This is a genomic window from Actinomyces sp. 2119, from assembly GCF_003591215.1.
GTDB lineage: Bacteria > Actinomycetota > Actinomycetes > Actinomycetales > Actinomycetaceae > Actinomyces > Actinomyces lilanjuaniae.
In genome coordinates this window covers 105,982-124,807 of sequence record NZ_QYRR01000002.1, presented here as the reverse complement: position 1 = coordinate 124,807, position 18,826 = coordinate 105,982, and the positions used below count along the sequence as shown (strand labels likewise).

17 protein-coding genes and 1 tRNA gene are annotated in these 18,826 nt (G+C 68.6%); 9 read left to right on the top strand and 9 right to left on the bottom strand.

Features of this window, described 5'->3' with window-relative positions:
* The first annotated feature begins 96 nt into the window (after positions 1-96).
* A tRNA-Leu gene (locus D4740_RS02395) sits at positions 97-180 on the top strand.
* Positions 181-588: 408 nt separating this feature from the next.
* Here the strand turns inward: D4740_RS02395 and D4740_RS02390 are convergent.
* Complete coding sequence (locus D4740_RS02390; protein ID WP_259390611.1) at positions 589-780, bottom strand: YbdD/YjiX family protein; 192 nt, start codon at positions 778-780, stop codon at positions 589-591.
* Positions 781-792: 12 nt separating this feature from the next.
* Positions 793-3,180, bottom strand: coding sequence for a carbon starvation CstA family protein (locus D4740_RS02385; protein ID WP_119835351.1), 2,388 nt, complete (start codon positions 3,178-3,180; stop codon positions 793-795).
* A gap of 433 nt (positions 3,181-3,613) precedes the next feature.
* Between D4740_RS02385 and D4740_RS02380 the strand changes: the two genes are divergently transcribed.
* Positions 3,614-4,444 (top strand): hypothetical protein, encoded by an 831-nt coding sequence (locus D4740_RS02380; RefSeq protein WP_147392824.1) that lies wholly within the window; start codon positions 3,614-3,616, stop codon positions 4,442-4,444.
* Between the two features lie 181 nt (positions 4,445-4,625).
* On the opposite strand, the gene mtnN is transcribed toward D4740_RS02380, so the two are convergent.
* The 4 genes from mtnN to D4740_RS02360 form a co-directional block, all read right to left on the bottom strand.
* The gene (gene mtnN / locus D4740_RS02375; protein WP_259390610.1) at positions 4,626-5,405 is read right to left on the bottom strand and encodes a 5'-methylthioadenosine/S-adenosylhomocysteine nucleosidase; all 780 of its coding nucleotides are present in this window, start codon (positions 5,403-5,405) and stop codon (positions 4,626-4,628) included.
* A gap of 608 nt (positions 5,406-6,013) precedes the next feature.
* Positions 6,014-6,274, bottom strand: a complete 261-nt coding sequence (locus D4740_RS02370) for a type II toxin-antitoxin system RelE/ParE family toxin (protein ID WP_119835349.1) — start codon at positions 6,272-6,274, stop codon at positions 6,014-6,016.
* Complete coding sequence (locus tag D4740_RS02365; protein WP_119835348.1) at positions 6,271-6,534, bottom strand: type II toxin-antitoxin system Phd/YefM family antitoxin; 264 nt, start codon at positions 6,532-6,534, stop codon at positions 6,271-6,273. Before D4740_RS02365 ends, D4740_RS02370 begins: the two co-directional genes overlap by 4 nt.
* Positions 6,535-6,749: 215 nt before the next feature.
* A complete protein-coding gene (locus D4740_RS02360; RefSeq protein WP_119835590.1) occupies positions 6,750-7,199 on the bottom strand; it encodes an S-ribosylhomocysteine lyase in 450 nt (149 codons plus the stop codon).
* A gap of 396 nt (positions 7,200-7,595) precedes the next feature.
* On the opposite strand from D4740_RS02360, the gene D4740_RS02350 reads away from it, so the two are divergent.
* From D4740_RS02350 to D4740_RS02335, 4 genes are all read left to right on the top strand, one after another.
* Positions 7,596-9,026, top strand: a complete 1,431-nt coding sequence (locus D4740_RS02350) for a DASS family sodium-coupled anion symporter (protein ID WP_119835589.1) — start codon at positions 7,596-7,598, stop codon at positions 9,024-9,026.
* Entirely contained in the window at positions 9,023-11,107 is a 2,085-nt protein-coding gene (locus D4740_RS02345) for a sensor histidine kinase (RefSeq protein WP_119835347.1), read from the top strand. The genes D4740_RS02350 and D4740_RS02345 overlap by 4 nt, the downstream gene beginning before the upstream one ends.
* Positions 11,104-11,574 carry a response regulator gene (locus D4740_RS02340; RefSeq protein ID WP_119835346.1) on the top strand — a complete coding sequence of 157 codons (471 nt, stop codon included), beginning with the start codon at positions 11,104-11,106 and terminating at the stop codon, positions 11,572-11,574. The genes D4740_RS02345 and D4740_RS02340 overlap by 4 nt, the downstream gene beginning before the upstream one ends.
* Positions 11,575-11,795: 221 nt before the next feature.
* Positions 11,796-12,947 carry an AI-2E family transporter gene (locus D4740_RS02335; protein ID WP_396027218.1) on the top strand — a complete coding sequence of 384 codons (1,152 nt, stop codon included), beginning with the start codon at positions 11,796-11,798 and terminating at the stop codon, positions 12,945-12,947.
* A 753-nt stretch (positions 12,948-13,700) separates the two neighbouring features.
* Here the strand turns inward: D4740_RS02335 and D4740_RS02325 are convergent.
* Entirely contained in the window at positions 13,701-13,958 is a 258-nt protein-coding gene (locus D4740_RS02325; protein ID WP_119835343.1) for a hypothetical protein, read from the bottom strand.
* 176 nt (positions 13,959-14,134) lie between these two features.
* Here D4740_RS02325 and D4740_RS02320 point away from each other — a divergent pair, with 176 nt between their 5' ends.
* Entirely contained in the window at positions 14,135-15,538 is a 1,404-nt protein-coding gene (locus D4740_RS02320) for a hypothetical protein (protein ID WP_220475009.1), read from the top strand.
* Between the two features lie 71 nt (positions 15,539-15,609).
* On the opposite strand, the gene D4740_RS02315 is transcribed toward D4740_RS02320, so the two are convergent.
* Positions 15,610-16,269, bottom strand: coding sequence for a response regulator transcription factor (locus D4740_RS02315; protein WP_119835342.1), 660 nt, complete (start codon positions 16,267-16,269; stop codon positions 15,610-15,612).
* The gene (locus tag D4740_RS02310; RefSeq protein WP_119835341.1) at positions 16,266-17,156 is read right to left on the bottom strand and encodes a sensor histidine kinase; all 891 of its coding nucleotides are present in this window, start codon (positions 17,154-17,156) and stop codon (positions 16,266-16,268) included. The genes D4740_RS02315 and D4740_RS02310 overlap by 4 nt, the downstream gene beginning before the upstream one ends.
* Before the next feature lie 191 nt (positions 17,157-17,347).
* Between D4740_RS02310 and D4740_RS02305 the strand changes: the two genes are divergently transcribed.
* Complete coding sequence (locus tag D4740_RS02305) at positions 17,348-18,055, top strand: ABC transporter ATP-binding protein (RefSeq protein WP_119835340.1); 708 nt, start codon at positions 17,348-17,350, stop codon at positions 18,053-18,055.
* Entirely contained in the window at positions 18,049-18,825 is a 777-nt protein-coding gene (locus D4740_RS02300; protein WP_119835339.1) for an ABC transporter permease, read from the top strand. The genes D4740_RS02305 and D4740_RS02300 overlap by 7 nt, the downstream gene beginning before the upstream one ends.
* Position 18,826 lies beyond the last annotated feature (1 nt).

The following is an 18,826-nucleotide window of genomic DNA, read 5'->3' as shown; positions in this document are numbered from 1 at the left end:
GTGTCACAACAAATTGTCGTGAGCGGTCTCACGGCTCGTCCACGAAGTCCTGATTGGACGAAGACGGGCCGGGGCAGCTATTCTCGTACCCGCTTCGCGCGAGTGGCGGAATTGGTAGACGCGCACGGTTCAGGTCCGTGTGATCTTACGATCATGGGGGTTCGAGTCCCCCCCCGCGCACGGTATAGGCCCAGGTTGTACTGACCTGGGTTTTGTGCGTCTCGGGGTCCAGGCCACGAGTGCCTCCAGGGGGCCGATCAGTCATGGTGACAGCATCTGCGACGTACCCGGAGATGACGTCCCTGGAGATCCTGACTGACTGCATCCTGACTGATTGCGGCCTCGGTGGCTACCACCCTGAGGGCCGCCATGGCCGGGACCGCCCTGATATGACAAAGACCACCAAAGGATCGCCGGGAGCCTGCGGCACCGAGGGCCCCAGCCACACAGGCCGCTGACTCGCGCGTACGTGGGGCCGACGCCGAGCCTGCTGCGGCCGGTCGCGGCACACCCTGCCACTGTGGCGAGGACTTCTGCAGCAGCCCTGGGCTGCCGGGGGTGCCCAGGGCTGTCTGGAGCCGTCCAGATCTAGCAGCAGCCGGTGGAGACCTTCTCCTCCGCAGCCTGCGCACGGGCACGCCAGAACTCGTGCTCCCCCATCGGTGCGCAGTCCGGGTGCTCGTGACAGTGTCGCTGAAGGTAGCGCTCGTAGGCGGACTCTCCCGTCATGTCCCGCCACAGGCGGCGGGCACGGGACAGGGCCTCATGCAGACGCGGCACAGTAGTCCCGCCTTACCGGCTGCCACTGGGGGCCGAGGGCTGGGCGGAGTCGGCCGCACGTCTGGCGACGAGCCCGGGGTCCCCGACCTGCTCGTACTCCTGGGCCACTTTCCTGGCCAGTGGTGAGGCCACCATGGTGTCAGGCGCGTAGAAGGCCGACTCCTGGTAGGGGTCCTCTGACGTCGTGGTGTCACCGGTTCGCAGCACCCTGACTACCCGAACGAGGGCGCAGACTATGGTGAAGGCCACCATGAGGACGAAGACGACCGACAGGGTGCCCTGGATAAAGGTGTTGCGCACGATGGCCTCCTGCTCGGCGACCGCTTCCGGGTCGGTGAGGGTGGGCAGAAGCTCTCGGGCGTCACGCCACTGCTGCCAGTAGCCGACCCGGGGGTCAGTGGAGAAGATCTTCTGCCAGGAGGCGGTGAAGGTGACCGCGGTGTCGAAGACCAACGGCACCAGGGGTATCCACACCCACCTGACGTAGCCCTTGCGGACCACGATGACAGTGGCTACCAGCAGGGCCACGGCGGCGATCAGCTGGTTGGCGATCCCGAAGAGCGGGTAGAGGGTCTGGATCCCGCCGCGTGGGTCGGTCACCCCCATGAGCAGCAGTGAGCCCCAGGCGGCTACGACGACCGCCGTCGACCCCCATGCCCCTAGCCGCCAGGAGGGATCCTTGAAGCGCGGGAACACGTTACCCAGGGCGTCGGAGAGCTGGAAGCGGGCCACGCGGGTCACCGCGTCCACAGCGGAGAGGATGAACAGGGCTTCGAACATAATGGCGAAGTGGTACCAGAAGCCCATCATGGTACGTCCTCCCCCGATCTGGTGGAGGATGTGGGCCATACCCACGCTCAGGGTGGGTGCCCCGCCGGTGCGTGAGACCACCGAGGGCTCCCCCATGTCGGCGGCGACCTGCTCCAGCGCCTCGGTCCCGGTGTAGGTGGCAGGGTTGCCGTCCTCGTCCCAGGAGTCCCAGGTGGGCGTGAGGGAGTCCCCCCGGGCATCGGTCACGTCAAGGTTGGACACGGCGGTGCTGGCTACCTCTTCGCGGGACTGGGCCGTGGCGACGACCTCCTCCCCCGCCAGCGCGTCCAGCGACGCCTCAGAGGTGTTCATGGAGAAGTAGACGCCCGGGCTCAGCGACACCGCCGCGGCCAGGGCCATGACCGCCACGAAGGATTCCATGAGCATGCCCGCGTAGCCGATCATGCGGGTCTGGCTCTCCTTCTCGATCATCTTGGGGCTGGTCCCGGAGGAGACCATGGAGTGCATACCCGACAGCGCCCCGCAGGCGATGGTGATGAACAGGAAGGGGAAGAGTGTGCCTGCGAACACGGGTCCCTCCGTGTTGGAGGCAAACTCGGAGACCGCAGCGACCTCGACACGTGGACGGACGATGATGATACCCACAGCCAGGACCAGGATGGTTCCGACCTTCATGAAGGTGGACAGGTAGTCCCTGGGTGTCAGTAGCACCCACACAGGCAGCACGGCCGCCAGGAAGCCGTAGACGATCATCGCCCACACCAGCGTGGTGGGAGACAGGTGGAGGTGCTCACCCAGGGAGGACTCGGCGACCCAGCGCCCCCCGATGATGACGGCGATGAGCACGACGAACCCGGCTACCGACACCTGGGTGATCCTTCCGGGGGCCACGTAGCGCAGCCACAGCCCCATCCCCACGGCGATGGGGATGGTGCATCCCACGGAGAACACCCCCCACGGGGACTCCGCCAGGGCGTTGACGCAGACCATAGCCAGGACTGCCAGGACGATCATGAGCATGACGAAGACGACGACGGTAGCCACGGCGCCACCTACGCGCCCGATCTCGTCGGTGGCCATCTGGCCGAGCGACCTCCCGCCCCGGCGCATGGAGAAGAACAGGACCAGCATGTCCTGGACGGCCCCGGCGACCAGCACCCCGACGATGATCCACAGGGTGCCTGGCAGGTAGCCCATCTGGGCAGCCAGGACCGGTCCCACCAGCGGCCCTGCCCCGGCGATGGCGGCAAAGTGGTGGCCGTAGAGGACGACGCGGTGGGTGGGGTCGAAGTCCCGGCCGTTGTTGATGCGCTCGGCGGGGGTGGCGTTGGTGTCGTCGGGGCGCATGATCCTGCGCTGGATGTAGAGGGCGTAGAAGCGGTACCCGATGGCGTAGGTGCACACTGCCGTAACGACGAACCAGATGGTGTTGACGCTCTCCCCGCGGATCACGGCCAGCATCCACCAGCCCAGGACGCCCAGGGCCGTGATGACGGTCCACAGGGCGATCCTGGTGGGGGTCCATCGGTTGTCCGGAAGCGTCCCGACGGGGACGCCGTCCTTGTTGCGGAGGATGCGCCGCTCCTCCTCGGGCGTGTAGGTGGGTCGTGCAGGGGCCTGCTGGGACATGGGTCACTCCTCGACGGTGAGGGTGGTGGGGTGCGGGCGGGTGTGTCAGGAACGGGAACAGGAGCGGACCGTCTGGTGGTCCGTCAGGTTCGGCTGACCCAGGAGGGTCGGCTCCTCTAGGGTATCCCTGTACCTGGCCTCGGGGAAGAGGGCGTCGTGGTACCCACGGTGGCACCACGGCTGCGGAAGACAAGTCAAGGGCAGAGAGTAAGGGCCGAGAGAAGGGACAGGAGGAGAAGGCGCCGCAGAGGTCCTATACTGCTGCTGCTCGCCGTGTTCCCAGCTCTTTGCCCGGCGGTACCTGGCATCACGCCCCAGCAGGTCTGGGTGTGCTTCGATGGCGTACCCCCATGCACCACAGACCCGGGTGCGTCCGGGACCTGTTCCGCGGGGTGGGCACGGGGTAGTGACGGACCAGCGGAAGGGGTGCGTCGTGTCAGCACCGTATGACAGGACTACAGAGGGCCAGGGCGGAGCCGGTGCGCCGGTGGCCCGCGCAAGAGCGGCCAGCCGTGGGCACCATGCCGCAGCACCCGGGGGCAGGGCTGCCGCCGCTGCCGGGTCCGGGGGCGTCCGGGCGGTGCGAGCCGGGTCTGTGTTCCGGGTCCTGATGCTGGTCAACCTTGTCGTCGCAGCGGCCTCGGCAACTACTTTCTACGGGAGGTATCACACCCAGGGTGCCGTGTCGGAGTTTCTGGGGCTGGTCTACGAGATGGTGACCCTTGACGCCGAACAGGGTGTCGCTACATGGCTGTCCTCTCTGCTGTGGGCTGTGATCGGGGTGGTCGCCCTGTTCTACAGCCTTGCCGCGCGGCGTTTTTCCCTGTCCTGGGGCTTCTTCGCTGCCGTGGGCCTGGCGGCCTCGCTTGACGAGTACGCCGAGCTGCACGAGCGGCTTCGTGCTGTCGGGGAGCGCATGCAGCCTTACCTGCCCTTCCAGGTCTCCTACACGTGGGTGCTGCCGGGCGCGGTCATCGCGGTGGTCGTGGTCGCGGTGCTGGCAAGGCTCGTTCTGTCGCTACCCGGTGGGGCGCGAGGGCTCCTTGTCGTAGCGGGCCTGATCTTCCTTACCGGGGCCGTCGTCCTGGAGACCCTGGCCGGAGCGCTCAAGGACGGCTACGGGGGGACTGCAGGACTGCTGTACTGGTCCTTCTCCCAGGCTGAGGAGCTCCTAGAGCTGACCGGGGTCTCGCTGGCGCTGTCTGCACTGCTGTCCCTGACGGCGTGGGACCCTACTCACCACGCCCTGCGTGTCATGGTGTGAGACAGAGGTGCCGGGCGGGGCTGCCCAACACCAGCCTTGCCTGCAGCTCCTCCATTCCTCCATGAGCGCATCGCCGCACCTGCCACTGACCGGCGTGCGCTACCGTCGCGAGGACTACTGAGACGGGTGGCGCCGTTACTACCGTTACTACAAGGGCTAGTTCCGCTGCCCTTGGCCCAGCCTAGCCCAGCAGGGCCAGGATGACCGCGGCGCTGCGGGCTGCGGCCTCCTGTGCCCCCATGTGGAAGTCCCGGCCCGCCTGGGGGCCGCACAGGTCGGAGACCCCGCGCACGGACAAGAAGGGGAGGCTGGCGCTTGCGGCCACCTGGGCCAGGGCGGTGGACTCCATGTCTGTGCTGATGGCGGAGGGGAAGATCTCGCGGACCTTGGCCACGTTGGACTCGGTGACAAAGGAGTTGCCAGCCAGCATCTGACCGACACGGATGTGCGCCTGCCCGGAGGAGGGTGTGGCTGACTGTAGGGCGGGCTCACCCACCCGGCCCAGCCTGGCCAGCAGGGAGGGAGCCCCGTGGAAGATCTCGGGCTGGCCGGGCGTCTGGCCGTGCAGGTAGCCGAAGGCGGTGGCGTCGGCGTCGGCAAAGGCCAGGGCGGTGGACACACACACGTCGCCCACTTCCACCTGGGGCCCCAGCCCGCCGGTCGTGCCTGCGGAGACGACGACCTGCGGGCGCACCTGGGTCAGGGCGGCGGTCAGGGCGGAGGCCGCCGCGACCAGGCCGATGCCCGAGCGCACCAGGACCAGCTCGCGGGAGGCGGCAGGGGCGGCAGGGGATGCGGCCGGGTCCGAGGGCAGTGCCAGGCTCCAGGCCTCGGCGGAGCCCAGTAGCGGCACAGGGTCGGCGCCGTCGAGCCTGGGCAGGGCGTCCAGGAAGGGCTGGGACTCCTCGGGCATCGCTACCGAGATGACCGCGGCAGCTGGACGGGGCGCGGCTGACGTCATGGGAGAAGCCTAAGGGGTCGGTGGTGCGGTGTCCGTACCCGTCGGCGGACCAGTCGCTGCGCCTGCCAGCGAACCGGGTGCTGTGAACCTGCAACTGCCCAGGCCGATGAGCCGGCCGTCGTCGTCCACGCCGTGGCAGCGCGGCATGCCGGGCGGGTCAAAGGTGTCCTGCGCTCTGGCTGGCACCTGTGGTCCAGGGGCTACTCGGACGCTGCGGCAGCGCGGGGCATATACCTGCTGGGGCCGTTTCAGGTGGGCGGGAGTAGCGTGACCCTGCCTGGCGCGAATCCTGGCGAGGTGAAGACTGTCTGGCACAGGTGGAGCGCCGTGAGCCTGCCTCACGCTCCGTGGCACTCCGGCTCACGTTCCGTGGTGCTCGAGGTGTCCAGACAGGCTGGCATGAAACAGGCTCCTGTCAGCACCCTCTATCCTGACGCGACTCGCGCCAGCCCACTTCGCACGGTTCCTGCTGAGGTAGAAGTACTCAGAATAGTTGTCTCGCTCTGTCTGAGAAGTATGACAGGTGCTGCGGCACTGGGGTCCCGGCTACAGGGTGCTGTGGCGGCACTGCCGCATTGGCAGGTACCTGTGAGTGCCCGTGAGCACGCTCACCGTTGGTAGACCTCGCGACGGTGGGCGGTCCGAACAACGGACACGAGCAGCTCGGAGTCGACGACGTCGTAGATGAGCCGGTAGTCACCAGCCCGGATACGCCACGCCGTGCGCTCTCCGACCAGCTTTCTGGCGCCGTCGGGCCGAGGATTGTCAGCCAGTTGCTCTATGGCGCTAAGTACCCGGTCGCGCGCGGGACGGCGAATCTTTCTTACCTGACGCGCCGCAGCCGCAGTGAGTTCGACCCGGTAGCTCACGAGGTCAGGCTGGCACGCAGTTCGTCAAGTGATACCCGGGTACCGTCGTCGCTCGCCCTGGCCTCACGGTAGGCGGCAACGTCCTGAGCCATCTCCAGTTCCTCAAGCATTTCAAGATCGGCCGGGCTGATCATGACGGCCGCGAGCCTTCCGTTGCGGGTCACGCCAATACGCTCCCCCGCGTACATGGCCCGACCCAGTACCTCGGAGAGGCGGCTGCGCAGCTCGCGTGTGGAGACCTTGTCGGTCAATGTATCCATGGAGCAAGAGTAGCAGTCGTGCTCACTGTGTACACAATGCTTTGTGTGACGGATGATGAGCATGGCCGACCGGCAGGTGGCTGGCGATACAGCGACAGCCAGCGGCGCGCCCGTGCCGCCGCCATGGTGGACACGTTCTTCAACACTGCCATGATGCCCCGGCAGATGTACGCCGAGGCGCTGCGCCCGGTGGTGGCGCCTCACAGGCGGTGCGATCAGGCCATGACCTGCTCCCACTCCTGGCGCGCGGCCAGGAAGGCGCGTACGGCCTCCTGGGCGGCGGGCAGCGAGTGGTGGGCGCCCCAGCCGCACTGGACCTCGTTGGCGGCGGGCACCTCGGTGGCCTCCAGGATATCGCGGCAGGTGGCCTCCAGCGCCGTCAGGAAGTCCCGCGGCTCCAGGCCCAAGGTCAGGGCGTAGAAGCCCGTCTGGCAGCCCATGGGGGAGAAGTCGATGAGCCGGTCGGTGTGGTTGCGCATAAGCTCGGCGCACAGGTGCTCCACGGAGTGAACCGCCTCCATCTCCAGGTGGTCGCGGTTGGGCTGGCAGAAGCGGACGTCGTACTTGACCAGCACGTCCCCACCGGGAAGCTCCTTGCGGTCGGCGACGCGCACATAGGGTGCGGACACGGCGCGGTGGTCCAGGTTGAAGGACTCCACGTTCATCCGGAGGGTCGTCCGGGAGGCGGTCTCAGAGCCTGCGGACACGGGCGCGGCACCGGTCGCGGCGGGCTCGGAGGCGGACGTCGTGGCGGTCGTGGTTGAGGAGGCGGCCGGGTCGCTCACGCTGGTCATGCTCCCAGCCTAGGACTTGTGCGAAGGCTCTGCGAAGAGTCCGTGGCACGGAGGCTCCTCCGGCAGCGGCCCCGGTCCACAGCACGTGTGCCCAGGGCGTCCGCGCGAAGGGCGTATGGGCCGGTGGCTGGCGGGGCCGGGGGTCGCCCGGCCGAGCAGCCTGTACCCGAGGTCCTACCTGGGTTCGCAGCCGTGCTCTAGCATGGAACGCTGCTAGCCCTGGAAGTCGACTTGGTAGTCAACCTGGTAGTCGAGGAGGAGGACCAGATGCCGCAGGTGCGCACCCGGCCCGCACGCCCAGCCCGCCAGGACAGGCGCCCGCCCCTAGGCAAGAAGGAACGCATCGGCCTGGTCCTGGCCGTCGTCGTCTTCCTGGCGCCGCTGCTGGTGGACGTGCCGGACCTGGACCCGGTGGGTGAGCGCATGCTGTCCGTCTTCCTGCTGGCCATCGTGCTGTGGGTGACCGAGGCGATCCCCCTGGTGGCCACGGCGGTGCTCGTCATCGGCCTGGAGATCCTCCTGGTCTCCGACCAGGCCCTGCTGGCTGTCCCAGAGGACTCCCCGGAGTACTCCAGCTTTCTGGAGGCCCTGGCCAACCCTGTCATCATCCTGTTCCTGGGCGGGTTCCTCATCGCCGACGGCGCCGCCAAGTACCACCTGGACCGCAACCTCGCCGCCGTCCTCATCCGCCCCTTCACCGGCTCGGCTCGCACCACGGTGCTGGGCCTGATGGTCATCACCGCCCTGCTGAGCATGTTCATGTCCAACACGGCCACCACGGCCACCATGTTCGCCGTGCTCATCCCCATCCTCGGCGCCCTGCCGCAGGGGCGCCCCCGCGCCGGCGTGGCCCTGTCCATCCCCGTGGCCGCCAACGTGGGGGGCATCGGCACCCCGGTGGGCACCCCGCCCAACGCTATCGCCCTGGGCGCCCTGGCGGAGGCGGGCTACCACATCTCCTTCGCGCAGTGGATGCTCATGGCCGTCCCCCTCATGCTCGTCATCCTCCTGGCGGCCTGGCTGCTGCTCATCATCCTGTTCATTCCCCGCGGCCTGGGTATTGACCTGGACATGACAGCCTCCTGGGACACCGACCGCAAGGCTGTCATCTTCTACGCCATTGCTGCTGCGACCATCATCTTGTGGATGACTGAGAACCTCCACGGGCTGAGCGCCAACGTGGTCGGCTTCCTGGCGGTAGTGGCTCTCCTGGTCACCCAGGTTATGGACGGCTCGGACCTGGGCCGCCTGTCCTGGCCGGTGCTGTGGCTGGTGGCCGGGGGCATCGCCCTGGGCGACGGTGTGGGCTCCACCGGCCTGGACGCGTGGATCCTTGGCCTGTTCCGCTGGGAGTCCATGGGGGCGCTGGTGGTGCTCATTGTCATGGGCCTGCTGGGCCTGGTCATGTCCAACGTCATCAGCCACTCCGCGGCCTCCAACCTGCTCATCCCCCTGGCTATGGGTCTGGCTACCGGTATCGGGGGCCTGGACCCGGTGACCATCGCCGTGGTGCTGGCCCTGGCCTGCTCTCTGGGGATGAGCCTGCCGATCTCCACCCCGCCCAACGCCATCGCCTACGCCACCGGCGAGGTCTCCACCGCTGACATGGCCAGGACCGGCATCATCGTGGGCCTCGTGGGCACCGTCGTCCTGGTGCTGGTCATGCCCACCTTCTGGTCGCTCATGGGGCTGCTGTGACTACCTCCCCCCAGCGGCTGGTGGTCGCCGTCGTCTCCCCCGCCTCCTTGGGCGCCCAGGCCGCCCACGAGGTGGAGGGCGCAGTCGCCAAGGTCGCTGACGTCGTGCGCCTGCGCTCCCTGGGGGCGCTGCTGGCCCAGGCCGACGACCTGGGTACCGTGGCCCTCATCGTCGCCACCGACGAGGTCGGCAGCCTGGATGACGTCGCCGCTGCCGTGGAGCGCTTCCCCTCCCTGAGGACGGCGCGCCTGGTGCTGCTTACCGAGCGCACCGAGCTGAGTAACATCGGCCGGGCCATTGACGAGGACCTGGTCCACGAGGTGGTGGCGGTCCCCTGGACCCCGGGTGCCATAGCCACCCGGGCAGCCGCCCAGACCCGTCGCTGGATGCGTGACCACCTGCCCGACGACGACCGCCGTCGCCTCCTGGGCTCCCGGTCCGGGACGGAGCACTCTGGGCGCTCCCCGCTCCTGGAGACTCTGACCCACTCCCCGGAGGCGCTGACACGCGAGCTTATCAAGGCCTGCGAGGACGTCCTGGGACCGCGCCCCCGGCTGCGCCTGCCGCCCGGGGTGCGTCTGACCCACCAGGGACAGGCCGTGGACAGTGTGTACATCGTTGTCGAGGGCGCGGTGGCTCTGACCCGGGACACGCGAGTGGGGGAGGTGATCCTGCACCACGCCACCACCGGGCGCGTTATCGGCCTGGTGTCCCTGGCTTCCCAGGGCCGTGCCTTCGTCACCGCCACCACGACCACCGACGTGGACCTCATCCTGCTGTCCATTGAGCAACTCGACCGGGCCCTGGCTGAGAACCCGGCTACCGAGCAGGTCCTGGCCGCCCTGCTCATCGGTTCCCTGACCAAGCGCCTGTCGCGCTCCGAGGTGCTCCAGGTGGAGAAGATCGAGCTGGCGGCAGCCCTGGACGCGGAGAAGGCCCAGGCCCAGGAGGCGCTGGAGGCCTTGGAGCAGGCACGCCTGGAGCTGCTGGCCCAGGAGCGTTTCGCCACCCTGGGCGAGCTGGCCGCAGGCATCGCCCACGAGCTCAACAACCCGGTGGCTGCCCTGGGGCGGGCGGCCGAGCACCTGCGCAGCGACGTCGCCGCGCTGCTGGCCTCCCACCCCTCCGGGGAGCTTATCCGCTCTGTGGGAGAGGAGGCCCGCAGCCGCCCGGCAGCCTCCACCAGGCAGGAGCGTCAGGCCCGGCGGGCGCTGGAGGAGGTCGTGGGGGACCGTGACCTGGCCCGGCGCCTGGTGGCCGCCGGGGTCGGCGACCCTGACGACGCGCGCGCCCTGGCGGCCGCTCCCCACCACCTGGAGGAGGTGGAGCACGCTGCGGCGATCGGACGCAACGAGCGCAACATCGAGCTGGCGACCAGGAGGATCCGCGGCCTGGTGTCCTCTCTGCACACCTACGTGCGTCCCGAGGGGGAGATGGACGACGACGTGGACGTGCGCGAGGTCCTGGAGGACGCGCTGCGGCTGACCGCCCACCGGCTGCGTGGGGTGGAGGTAGAGCGCGACTACGAGGAGGTCCCCGTGGTGCGCGGCCGTGCTGGGGAGCTGGCCCAGGTATGGACCAACATCGTGGCCAACGCGGCGGACGCGTTGGCGACCACCAGCCAAGATGACGGCCGGGTCGTCCTGCGGGTGCGGGCCGAGCAGGCCGAGGACACCGAGCTGTTCCACACCCGGGACAGGCAGGACACCGGGGGCGCGCAGCCGCCCGGGGGTGCTGAGGAGGGCACGGGCGCCCGGGGTGGTGCGGGTCCTGGGGGTGGCGCGGGTCCTGTCGGCGTGCGTGTGGAGGTAGAGGACAACGGGCCAGGGATCTCCCCGGAGGTCCTGCCCCGCATCTTTGAGCCGCGCTTCACCACCAAGCACGGCCAGGTGCGTTTTGGCCTGGGGCTGGGGATGGGACTGGCCAGGAGCGTCGTCGACGCACACGAGGGTGCCATCTCCGTGGAGTCCCGGCCGGGACGTACGGTGGTGACCGTGCGGCTGCCCCGCGACCCCGCCCTGGTCAACGAGCCCGGCAGACCCGGCGACGGCAAGACGGCAGATGGCAAGGAGGACCCGTGAAGCTGACTATCCTCGTCGTGGAGGACGAGCCGGAGGTGCGTGACGCCGTCGTGGCGGACCTGGAGCCCTTCTCCTCGGTGGTGCGTGTGGAGCCTGCCGAGGACGTCGAAGACGCCCTGGAGGTGGTCTCCGAGGTGGACGACGACGGTGATGTTGTCGCCCTGGTGCTGGCCGACCACCGGCTGCCAGGGCGTACGGGTGTAGACATGCTGGTCCAGATGCGCAGTGACCATCGCACCGCTAGCGCCCGCAAGGTCCTGGTCACGGGGCAGGCGGACCAGGCGGACACGATTCGTGCTGTCAACGAGGCCGGCCTGGACCACTACATCGCCAAGCCCTGGCAGCCTGAGCAGCTCCACGACGTGGTGCGTACCCAGCTGACGGACTTTGTGCTGGAGGTCGGCGTGGACCCGCTGCCCCACCTGCGCGCTCTGGACGGCCCCCGGGCCATGGAGGTGCTTCGCTAGGCAGCCTGAGTCTGCTGCAGGCTGGCCCCGGGCTGGTTCATGGTGCGGCGACGCTGCCTCACGCAGGCTGGGGTATCTGTGTGTCCATCCGGCCACATCCCGGGGCGCCCGGGCGGTTGCGGTGAGCAGGAGGTAGCGGTGCGTGCAAGGATGGCGCCATGACCGCTGTGTCCTCGGTTTCCGCAGGCTCCTCAGACACCTCAGGCTCCTCAGACACCTTGGTGCCTTCCGTGTCCCGTGTACAGGACGGGGCGAGTGACACCACCCGGCCGACGCGCAGCCAAGGCGAGGTGATTGTTGTCACAGTTGCGGCGCTTGTTGTGGCTGCGGTGGGTCTGTACATGGTTCGTTCGCTGGTGGCGCCCGCCTTTTTTGCCCTGACCCTGGTGGTGACCATCCGTCCGCTGGTGTCGTGGGCGGCGCGCCACCACGTGCCGCGAGGGATCGCGGCGGTGGGGGCGATCGCCATCCTCTACGCCTTTGTCCTCAGCCTGTTCGCCGCCCTAGGGGTGGCGGTCGCCCAGCTGGTGGACACGCTGCCTGGATACTCCTCCCGGTTCCAGCAGATCTGGGCCGACATCGAGAGGATGCTCACCTCCATGGGGGTGGACCAGGCCTCCCTCCTTGACCAGGCGACCAGTGCCCTGGACACCTCCCGGGTCGTGTCGCTGGCGCAGACGCTCCTGGAGCAGCTGACGTCTGCCGGGTCCATGATGATGATCATGGCCCTGGTCATCGTCTTCCTCATGTTCGACACCATGAGGATCGAGGGCCGGGTGCGGGCACTGACTGAGTTCAAGCCGGAGATTGCTTCCGCCATGACGGGTTTTGCTGCCTCGGTGCGCTCCTACTGGCTCGTCTCCACCACCTTTGGCCTCATCGTCGCAGTGCTGGATGTCTTTGCCCTGTGGGCGCTCAACGTGCCGATGGCGGTCACCTGGGGCGTGGTCTCCTTCATCACCAACTACATTCCCAACATCGGCTTCGTCGTCGGGGTCATTCCCCCGGCGCTGCTGGCGCTGGTGGACTCCGGCCCGTGGACGGCCCTGTGGGTGGTGGTGGCCTACTCGGTCCTCAACTTTGTCATCCAGACCCTCATCCAGCCCAAGTTCACTGGCGACGCCGTGGGTCTCAACACCACCACGACCTTTGTCTCCCTCATGTTCTGGTCCACGGTCATCGGCGGGCTGGGGACGATCCTTGCGGTGCCGCTGACCCTGTTCGCCAAGGCGCTGCTCATCGACTCCGACCCGCGCTCGCGCTGGGTGGGGATCTTTCTGACCGCCGGGGACCAGCCGCTGAAGGAGCAGGAGCCCGAGGCTCCTGATGCCCTGGGCGGTCCTGGGAAGGGACCTGAGAGGCTGCGGTCCTGACTCACCTTCACTGTGACCAGCATGAAACGAGGCGGCACTCCGGTGTACCGTCACCGTCAGGAGCGCGCTCGGGCGCGGCCCAGGCTACGGTCTCGTTTTATGTCAGCCATGCCCTCGCAGTGAGGTGTACCCGGGCCTGTCGCGGAAGTCGTACAGGCGGTTGCTGGGCAGAAGAGGGCTGGTGCGGGTCCGGCGGACCGGGATCCTGCACACGGTGATGGGGCTGCCCCGGCTCACCAGAGCCAGGCGCCCGCGGCCATGTGTCTGCGGTCGGGCAGTGCTAGTCCAGCCAGCCAGGGCCACCAGTGTGGTGCCCTGGCGCTTGCGGCCAGCCGCCGACCGTCCCAGGGCCAGCTGCACGCTCACCTTTCTCCGTGTTTATGTGGATCCGTGGAATCACGGCGTTTCACCAGTAGGGCCGGAGAGGCCTCAAAAGCTCCCATGTGCAGTGAGGTGCTCGATGCACATGGGAGCCCAGGCCACCGGCCACATGCTTGACCGAGATCGGCGGAATCACGCCGTTCCCGCCCACCACCCAGGAAGGTGAGCGTGCAACCGGCCTCATGACCCACCTACCCCAGCGTCCAGGTGCACCGCCAGATGAGCGTGCAAAACCCGACGGCGGTGCACGTGAGGTAAGCGGGTACACCGAGAATCCACCGTGCCCCACATAATCTGCTTCAACCCACCTGATGCAGCAGGACCACGGGTGGCAGGCGCATCCTGGTGCCAGATCCTCCGTATCCTCCGTGTCTACGACCATTGCTGCTGCCGCGGCAGCGCGACGAGCTTTTCGACCGTGTTCTGGTCCAGGACCACCCGGGAGACCAGGGTTGACGGCGCGTGCCGGAGCACCTGGATCGCGTCGGGCAAGGGGCCTGCGATCCCCAGCAGCGTCTCACCGAGATCGCCGCCGGTGATACAGCCATATCTCGCCGCGTTGGGGTCAAGGGTGGTGGGGACGTCTCCGAGGTCGACGTGGCCGGTACCTGTGGCATCCCTGACGACCACGGTGAGATGCTCCGCGCCCGTGCCGCCAGCCGCCAGGGCGGGACCTGCTCATGCTGCGCGCACAGAGCCGGCACAGAGTGGGCATGGCTGGGACGGACAGACTGTGTGCTGACAGCATGGCTGCCTCCACCGCTGCGGCGGAGGCAGCCCCCAGCAGCAACCAGCCAGGAGCCCTGATGACGACCCGTTCTGTGACCCCTGTACCCGGTGACGGCCGTGGTGGGAGCACCACCGGCCGCACCACAAGCGGGGGAGGTGACCGGGAGCCAGCCTCAGGGCTCGGCCTGCTGCAAGTCAGCCCCCACCGCCGCTCCTTCCTGGCAGCAGGGGTCGGCCTGGGGCTCATCGCAGGAGTGGCCGCCTGCCAGGGCTCCACAGGTGCCCCCGGGCGGAGCGCGGCTCCGGTGCTCTCGGCACCTGCGACCGCCGACGGCACCACTGGGACCACCTCGGCGGGCGCCCCATCAGCCACCGGCCCCGAGTACCACGAGCCCGCTGCGGACAACACCGCCCTGAGCGCTGGCAGCTGGTCGGGCACCGTCGGCGACAGGACCGTTGACCTGGCTGGCGCCTATGTCGTTGACGGCACCCAGGCCACCATTGACGGCGGCACCTGGGAGTCCACCGAACCTGACCAGGCCGTGTTCCTCGTGGTCAATGGGGGCAGTCTCACCCTGACCAACGCCGCGGTGACCAAGTCCGGCGACGCCACCTCCAGCAACGACAGGGGCGTGGACGACGCCTACAGCTTCTACGGGCTCAACTCCGCCGTCGTCGTGGTCGGGGAGGACTCCAGCGCCACCGTTGCCGAGACCACGATCAAGACGACGTCATCGGGTTCTAACGCCGTCGTGGCCACCGACTCCGCCCAGGTATCCGTCACTGCGTGCGCCATCACTACTACCGGGGAGTCCGCCCGTGGGTTGCACGCCACCTACCAGGGCACCATCACCGGCTCCGACCTCACCATTGACACCACAGGTGCCCACTGCGCGGCCGTGGCCACCGATCGTGGCAACGGCACGGTGACGGTGGAGGGCACCAACACCTTCACCACCGCTGGTGACGGCTCACCCCTTATCTACTCCACAGGGGCGATCACCGTCAGCGGGCTGACCGGCCAGGCCACCGGAGCGCAGGCCGTGGTCGTGGAGGGGAGGAACCAGGCCACGGTCTCCGGCTCGACACTGACTACCGGCTCCACCCGAGCGGGCGTCATGCTCTATCAGTCCATGTCCGGGGACGCGGCCGACGCCGACGCCGCCACCGAGGTCTCCGCCCTGGAGATGAGTGACGTCGAGCTCACATGTACCCAGGACGTGCCGGTCCTCTACGTCACCAACACGACCGCCGAGGCCACCCTGACCTCCTGCACGCTCAGTACTCCGGGTGGTCTGGCCACCGCCGAGGAGGACCGCTGGGGGCAGTCGGGGTCCAACGGGGGCACCCTCACCCTCACCCTGGACGACACGGTCTCCGACGGCGCGCTCACCGCCGGGGACACCTCCTCCATCACCGTGACGGTAACCAACGGGGGCCAGGCCACCGGCACCACCTCCGGCGAGGTCAGCGTGGGCTGAGGCGGCTGTGGGCCGGGTTGGGCCGGGTGCTGCCGGGTCGGTGGGGTGGGCCGCCTGGCGGGAGGCACCCGTCAGCCTGAGCCCATGAGACCGCCCTCGTAGGCGGCGATGACCAGCTGTGCCCGGTCGCGCGCACCCAGGCGGCGCAGGAGGGCACCCATGTGCGTCTTCAGGGTGGAGTGGGACACGTTCAGGCGCTCCTCGATCTCCTGGTTGGACAGCCCAGAGGCTACGAGCCGCAGCACCTCGGTCTGGCGGGGCGTGAGGCCCTCCAACTGAGTCGGCCCGCGCCCGCCTGAAGGCGCGTGGGCCACCACGGTGGCCAGCACACCGGGTGACAGGAGCGAGCCGCCAGCGTGTACGGCACGCACCGCCTGGACCACCCCCTCCGGCGGGGTGTCCTTGAGCAGGTAGCCTGACGCACCGGCCTGGAGCGCACGGAACACGTAGGCGTCCTCCTCAAACACCGTCAGGACGCACACCCTGGTGCCGCCCAGGCCGGGGTCGGAGCAGATCGCCTCCGTGGCCGCGATGCCATCCAGCCCTGCGGGCATGCGGATGTCCATGAGGACGACGTCGGGGCGCACGGCACGGGCGACAGCTACGCCACTCGTCCCGTTGTCAGTCTCGCCGACGACCTCGACGTCTGCGGCGGCGTCCAGGATCGTCACCAAGGAGCGCCGCAGGAGCCTCTGGTCGTCAACCACCAGGACGCGGACGGGGGCGCTCACGGTATTGGCTGCTCCGGCTGAGGGCTTGGGAGCCCGGAGACCGGGAGGGGAGTGCCCGGGGGCTGGGGGTCGGGGAGCCTGGCCTCCACCCGGAAGCCGTCCGCAGTCGGAGAGGCGGTGAGCCTGCCGCCCAGGGCGGCGCAGCGGCCCTGTAGGGCCTCCAGCCCGGTGCCCGCTCCCGGGACTGCCTGGTGGTCCGGGGCAGGTGCGTCGTTGTCGACAACCGTCCAGACGCAGTCCTCGCCCCGGCCCAGCTGCACGTGCACCCGTGCGCCACCGGCGTGCCGGGCCACGTTGGCCAGGGCCTCTTGGACGACAGCGGCGATCGTCTCACCCGCCTCCGGGGTGTGGACTGGCACGATGTCTGCGGTCGCGCCTGTCACTGTGACCTCTAGGCCCGTGGACCGTGCCCAGGTCAGCACCTCAGGCAGCGCAGGGGCCGACCTGGGAGGCGAGGCTAGTGACTCTGTGCAGGGGCTGCGGAGCGCCGTGAGCAGGTCTCGCATGTCTGCGGTGGCTGCCCGCCCGTTGTCCTCGATGTCGTGCAGCGCGCGCCGGGCCATGGCCTCGTCCAGCATAGGCTCCGTACTGGCCTGCAAGGTGATCGCGGCCAGGCGGTGCGAGACCAGGCCGTGTAGGTGCTCGGCCAGGCGCAGGCGCTCGCGGTGGGTCGCCTGAGCCACCGCCTGCTCACGCAGGCGACGGTAGAAGCGCGAACGGTCCCGGCTGCGCACGGCTGCCGCCCACACGAGTGCTGCCAGGAGTGTCAGCAGCACCAGCGGGGCGTAGTGCTCTGAGCCGGTAGCGGGGCCGGTCGTGACCACACCGGCCACTGCGAGGCAGGCAGTGACAAGGGCGCAGACTCCGTGGGGTGTGGTACGGGCCATGGTATGAGGGTATGTCCCAGGTGGAGCGCGAGCAAGACCCTGACGAGAAACATGCCATAGCCGCCCCACACCGACGGGCAGTCCCAACCTGGGGCAACCAACGGGTTCCCTCAGCCCCAGGGGCCAGCAGACGGCACATATCAGCCCGTAGGCCCATACTGCCCAGGGCCGTACCGTGCCAGCATCAAGGCATGATCAACGTTCAGGACCTCGTCAAGCGGCACGCAGACCGCACCGTTCTGCACGGTGTGTCGTTCTCCGCCAGGACGGGGCGGGTGACCGGGTTCGTCGGTCCCAACGGCTCGGGGAAGTCCTCGACGCTGCGCATCCTGCTGGGTCTTGACAGGTCTGAGTCGGGAACCTCGACGATAGCCGGTCGCCGGTACCAGACCATCCGGCACCCGCTCACCCGGGTGGGGTCCATGCTCGACGGTGCCGGGGCACACCCGATGCGTACGGCCCGCGCGCACCTGGGATGGGTTGCAGCAAGCAACAGGATTCCCCGGCGGCGCGTCGACGAAGTGCTTGAGCAGGTGGGGCTTGCCGATGCTGCCAGACGACGTGTGGGTACCTACTCCCTGGGGATGGGCCAGCGCCTGGGGCTGGCTACCGCCCTTCTGGGTGAGCCGGAGTACCTGGTGCTGGACGAGCCTGTCAACGGACTGGACCCGGAGGGGGTCAGGTGGATTCGCGGGCTGCTGCGCAGGCACGCGGACATGGGGGGCACGGTCCTGCTGTCCAGCCACCTCATGAGCGAGCTGGCGGAGATAGCCGACGACGTCGCTGTGATCTCAGAAGGTCGTATCACTGCGACCGGGACGCTCGCCGAGGTGACTCGGGGGTACCGCAACCTTGAGGACGCCTTCTTTGCGCACACCCAGAAGGCGGTGGCGTGGTGAGGCTGGTCCTGGCCGAGCTCCTGAAGTTGGCCACGCTGCCGTCTGTGTGGCTGGCCTCGGTCCTCGCCGTGGGCATTCCGGCGGCCTTGGCGTCGCTGAACGCCAGCACTCTCCACCGCGCGCTGAGCACCGGTGACACCGGGGGGCTGCTTGACACCTCCACCGTTGACGCCGGGTTCGGCTCCCTGGTGTACGGGACGGTGGGGATCGTCGTGCTTGGCGTCGTGGCTATATCGAGTGAGTACGCTAGGACAGCGCAGAATATGGGGCGCACACGGCAGGTGTCCACCACCATGGTTGCCACACCCAGGCGGGGCCGGGTCATCGCTGCCAAGCTGTGCGCAGTTGTGTCGTGGACGGCGGGACTGGCCGTCGTCGCTGTTCCACTGGCGGTGCTCCTGTCTGACCGGATCCTGGGTCCGTACGCGACTGCGCTGGACCATGACCCCGTGAGACGCATGGCGGGTGTCCTCCTCAGTTGGGTGACGACGGCGATACTGTCCCTGACTCTCACCGCAGTGACCCGCAACGGTGTCCTGTCGCTCGTGCTCCTGGTGACGAACAGTTCGGTCGTGTCCGTGAGCCTCCTGGTCTCCCTGGTCACGGACTGGGCCCGCTACTTGCCAGACACGGCAGCGATCAGCACGTTCCTGGTGACTCCTCCGATCTCGGCGGCACTGGAACCGGGTCCGGCTGCGGTCGTATGCGCCGGATGGTGTGCCGCAGCGACGGCGATCACGTTCTGGTGCTGGATGGGGAGGGACGCCTAGG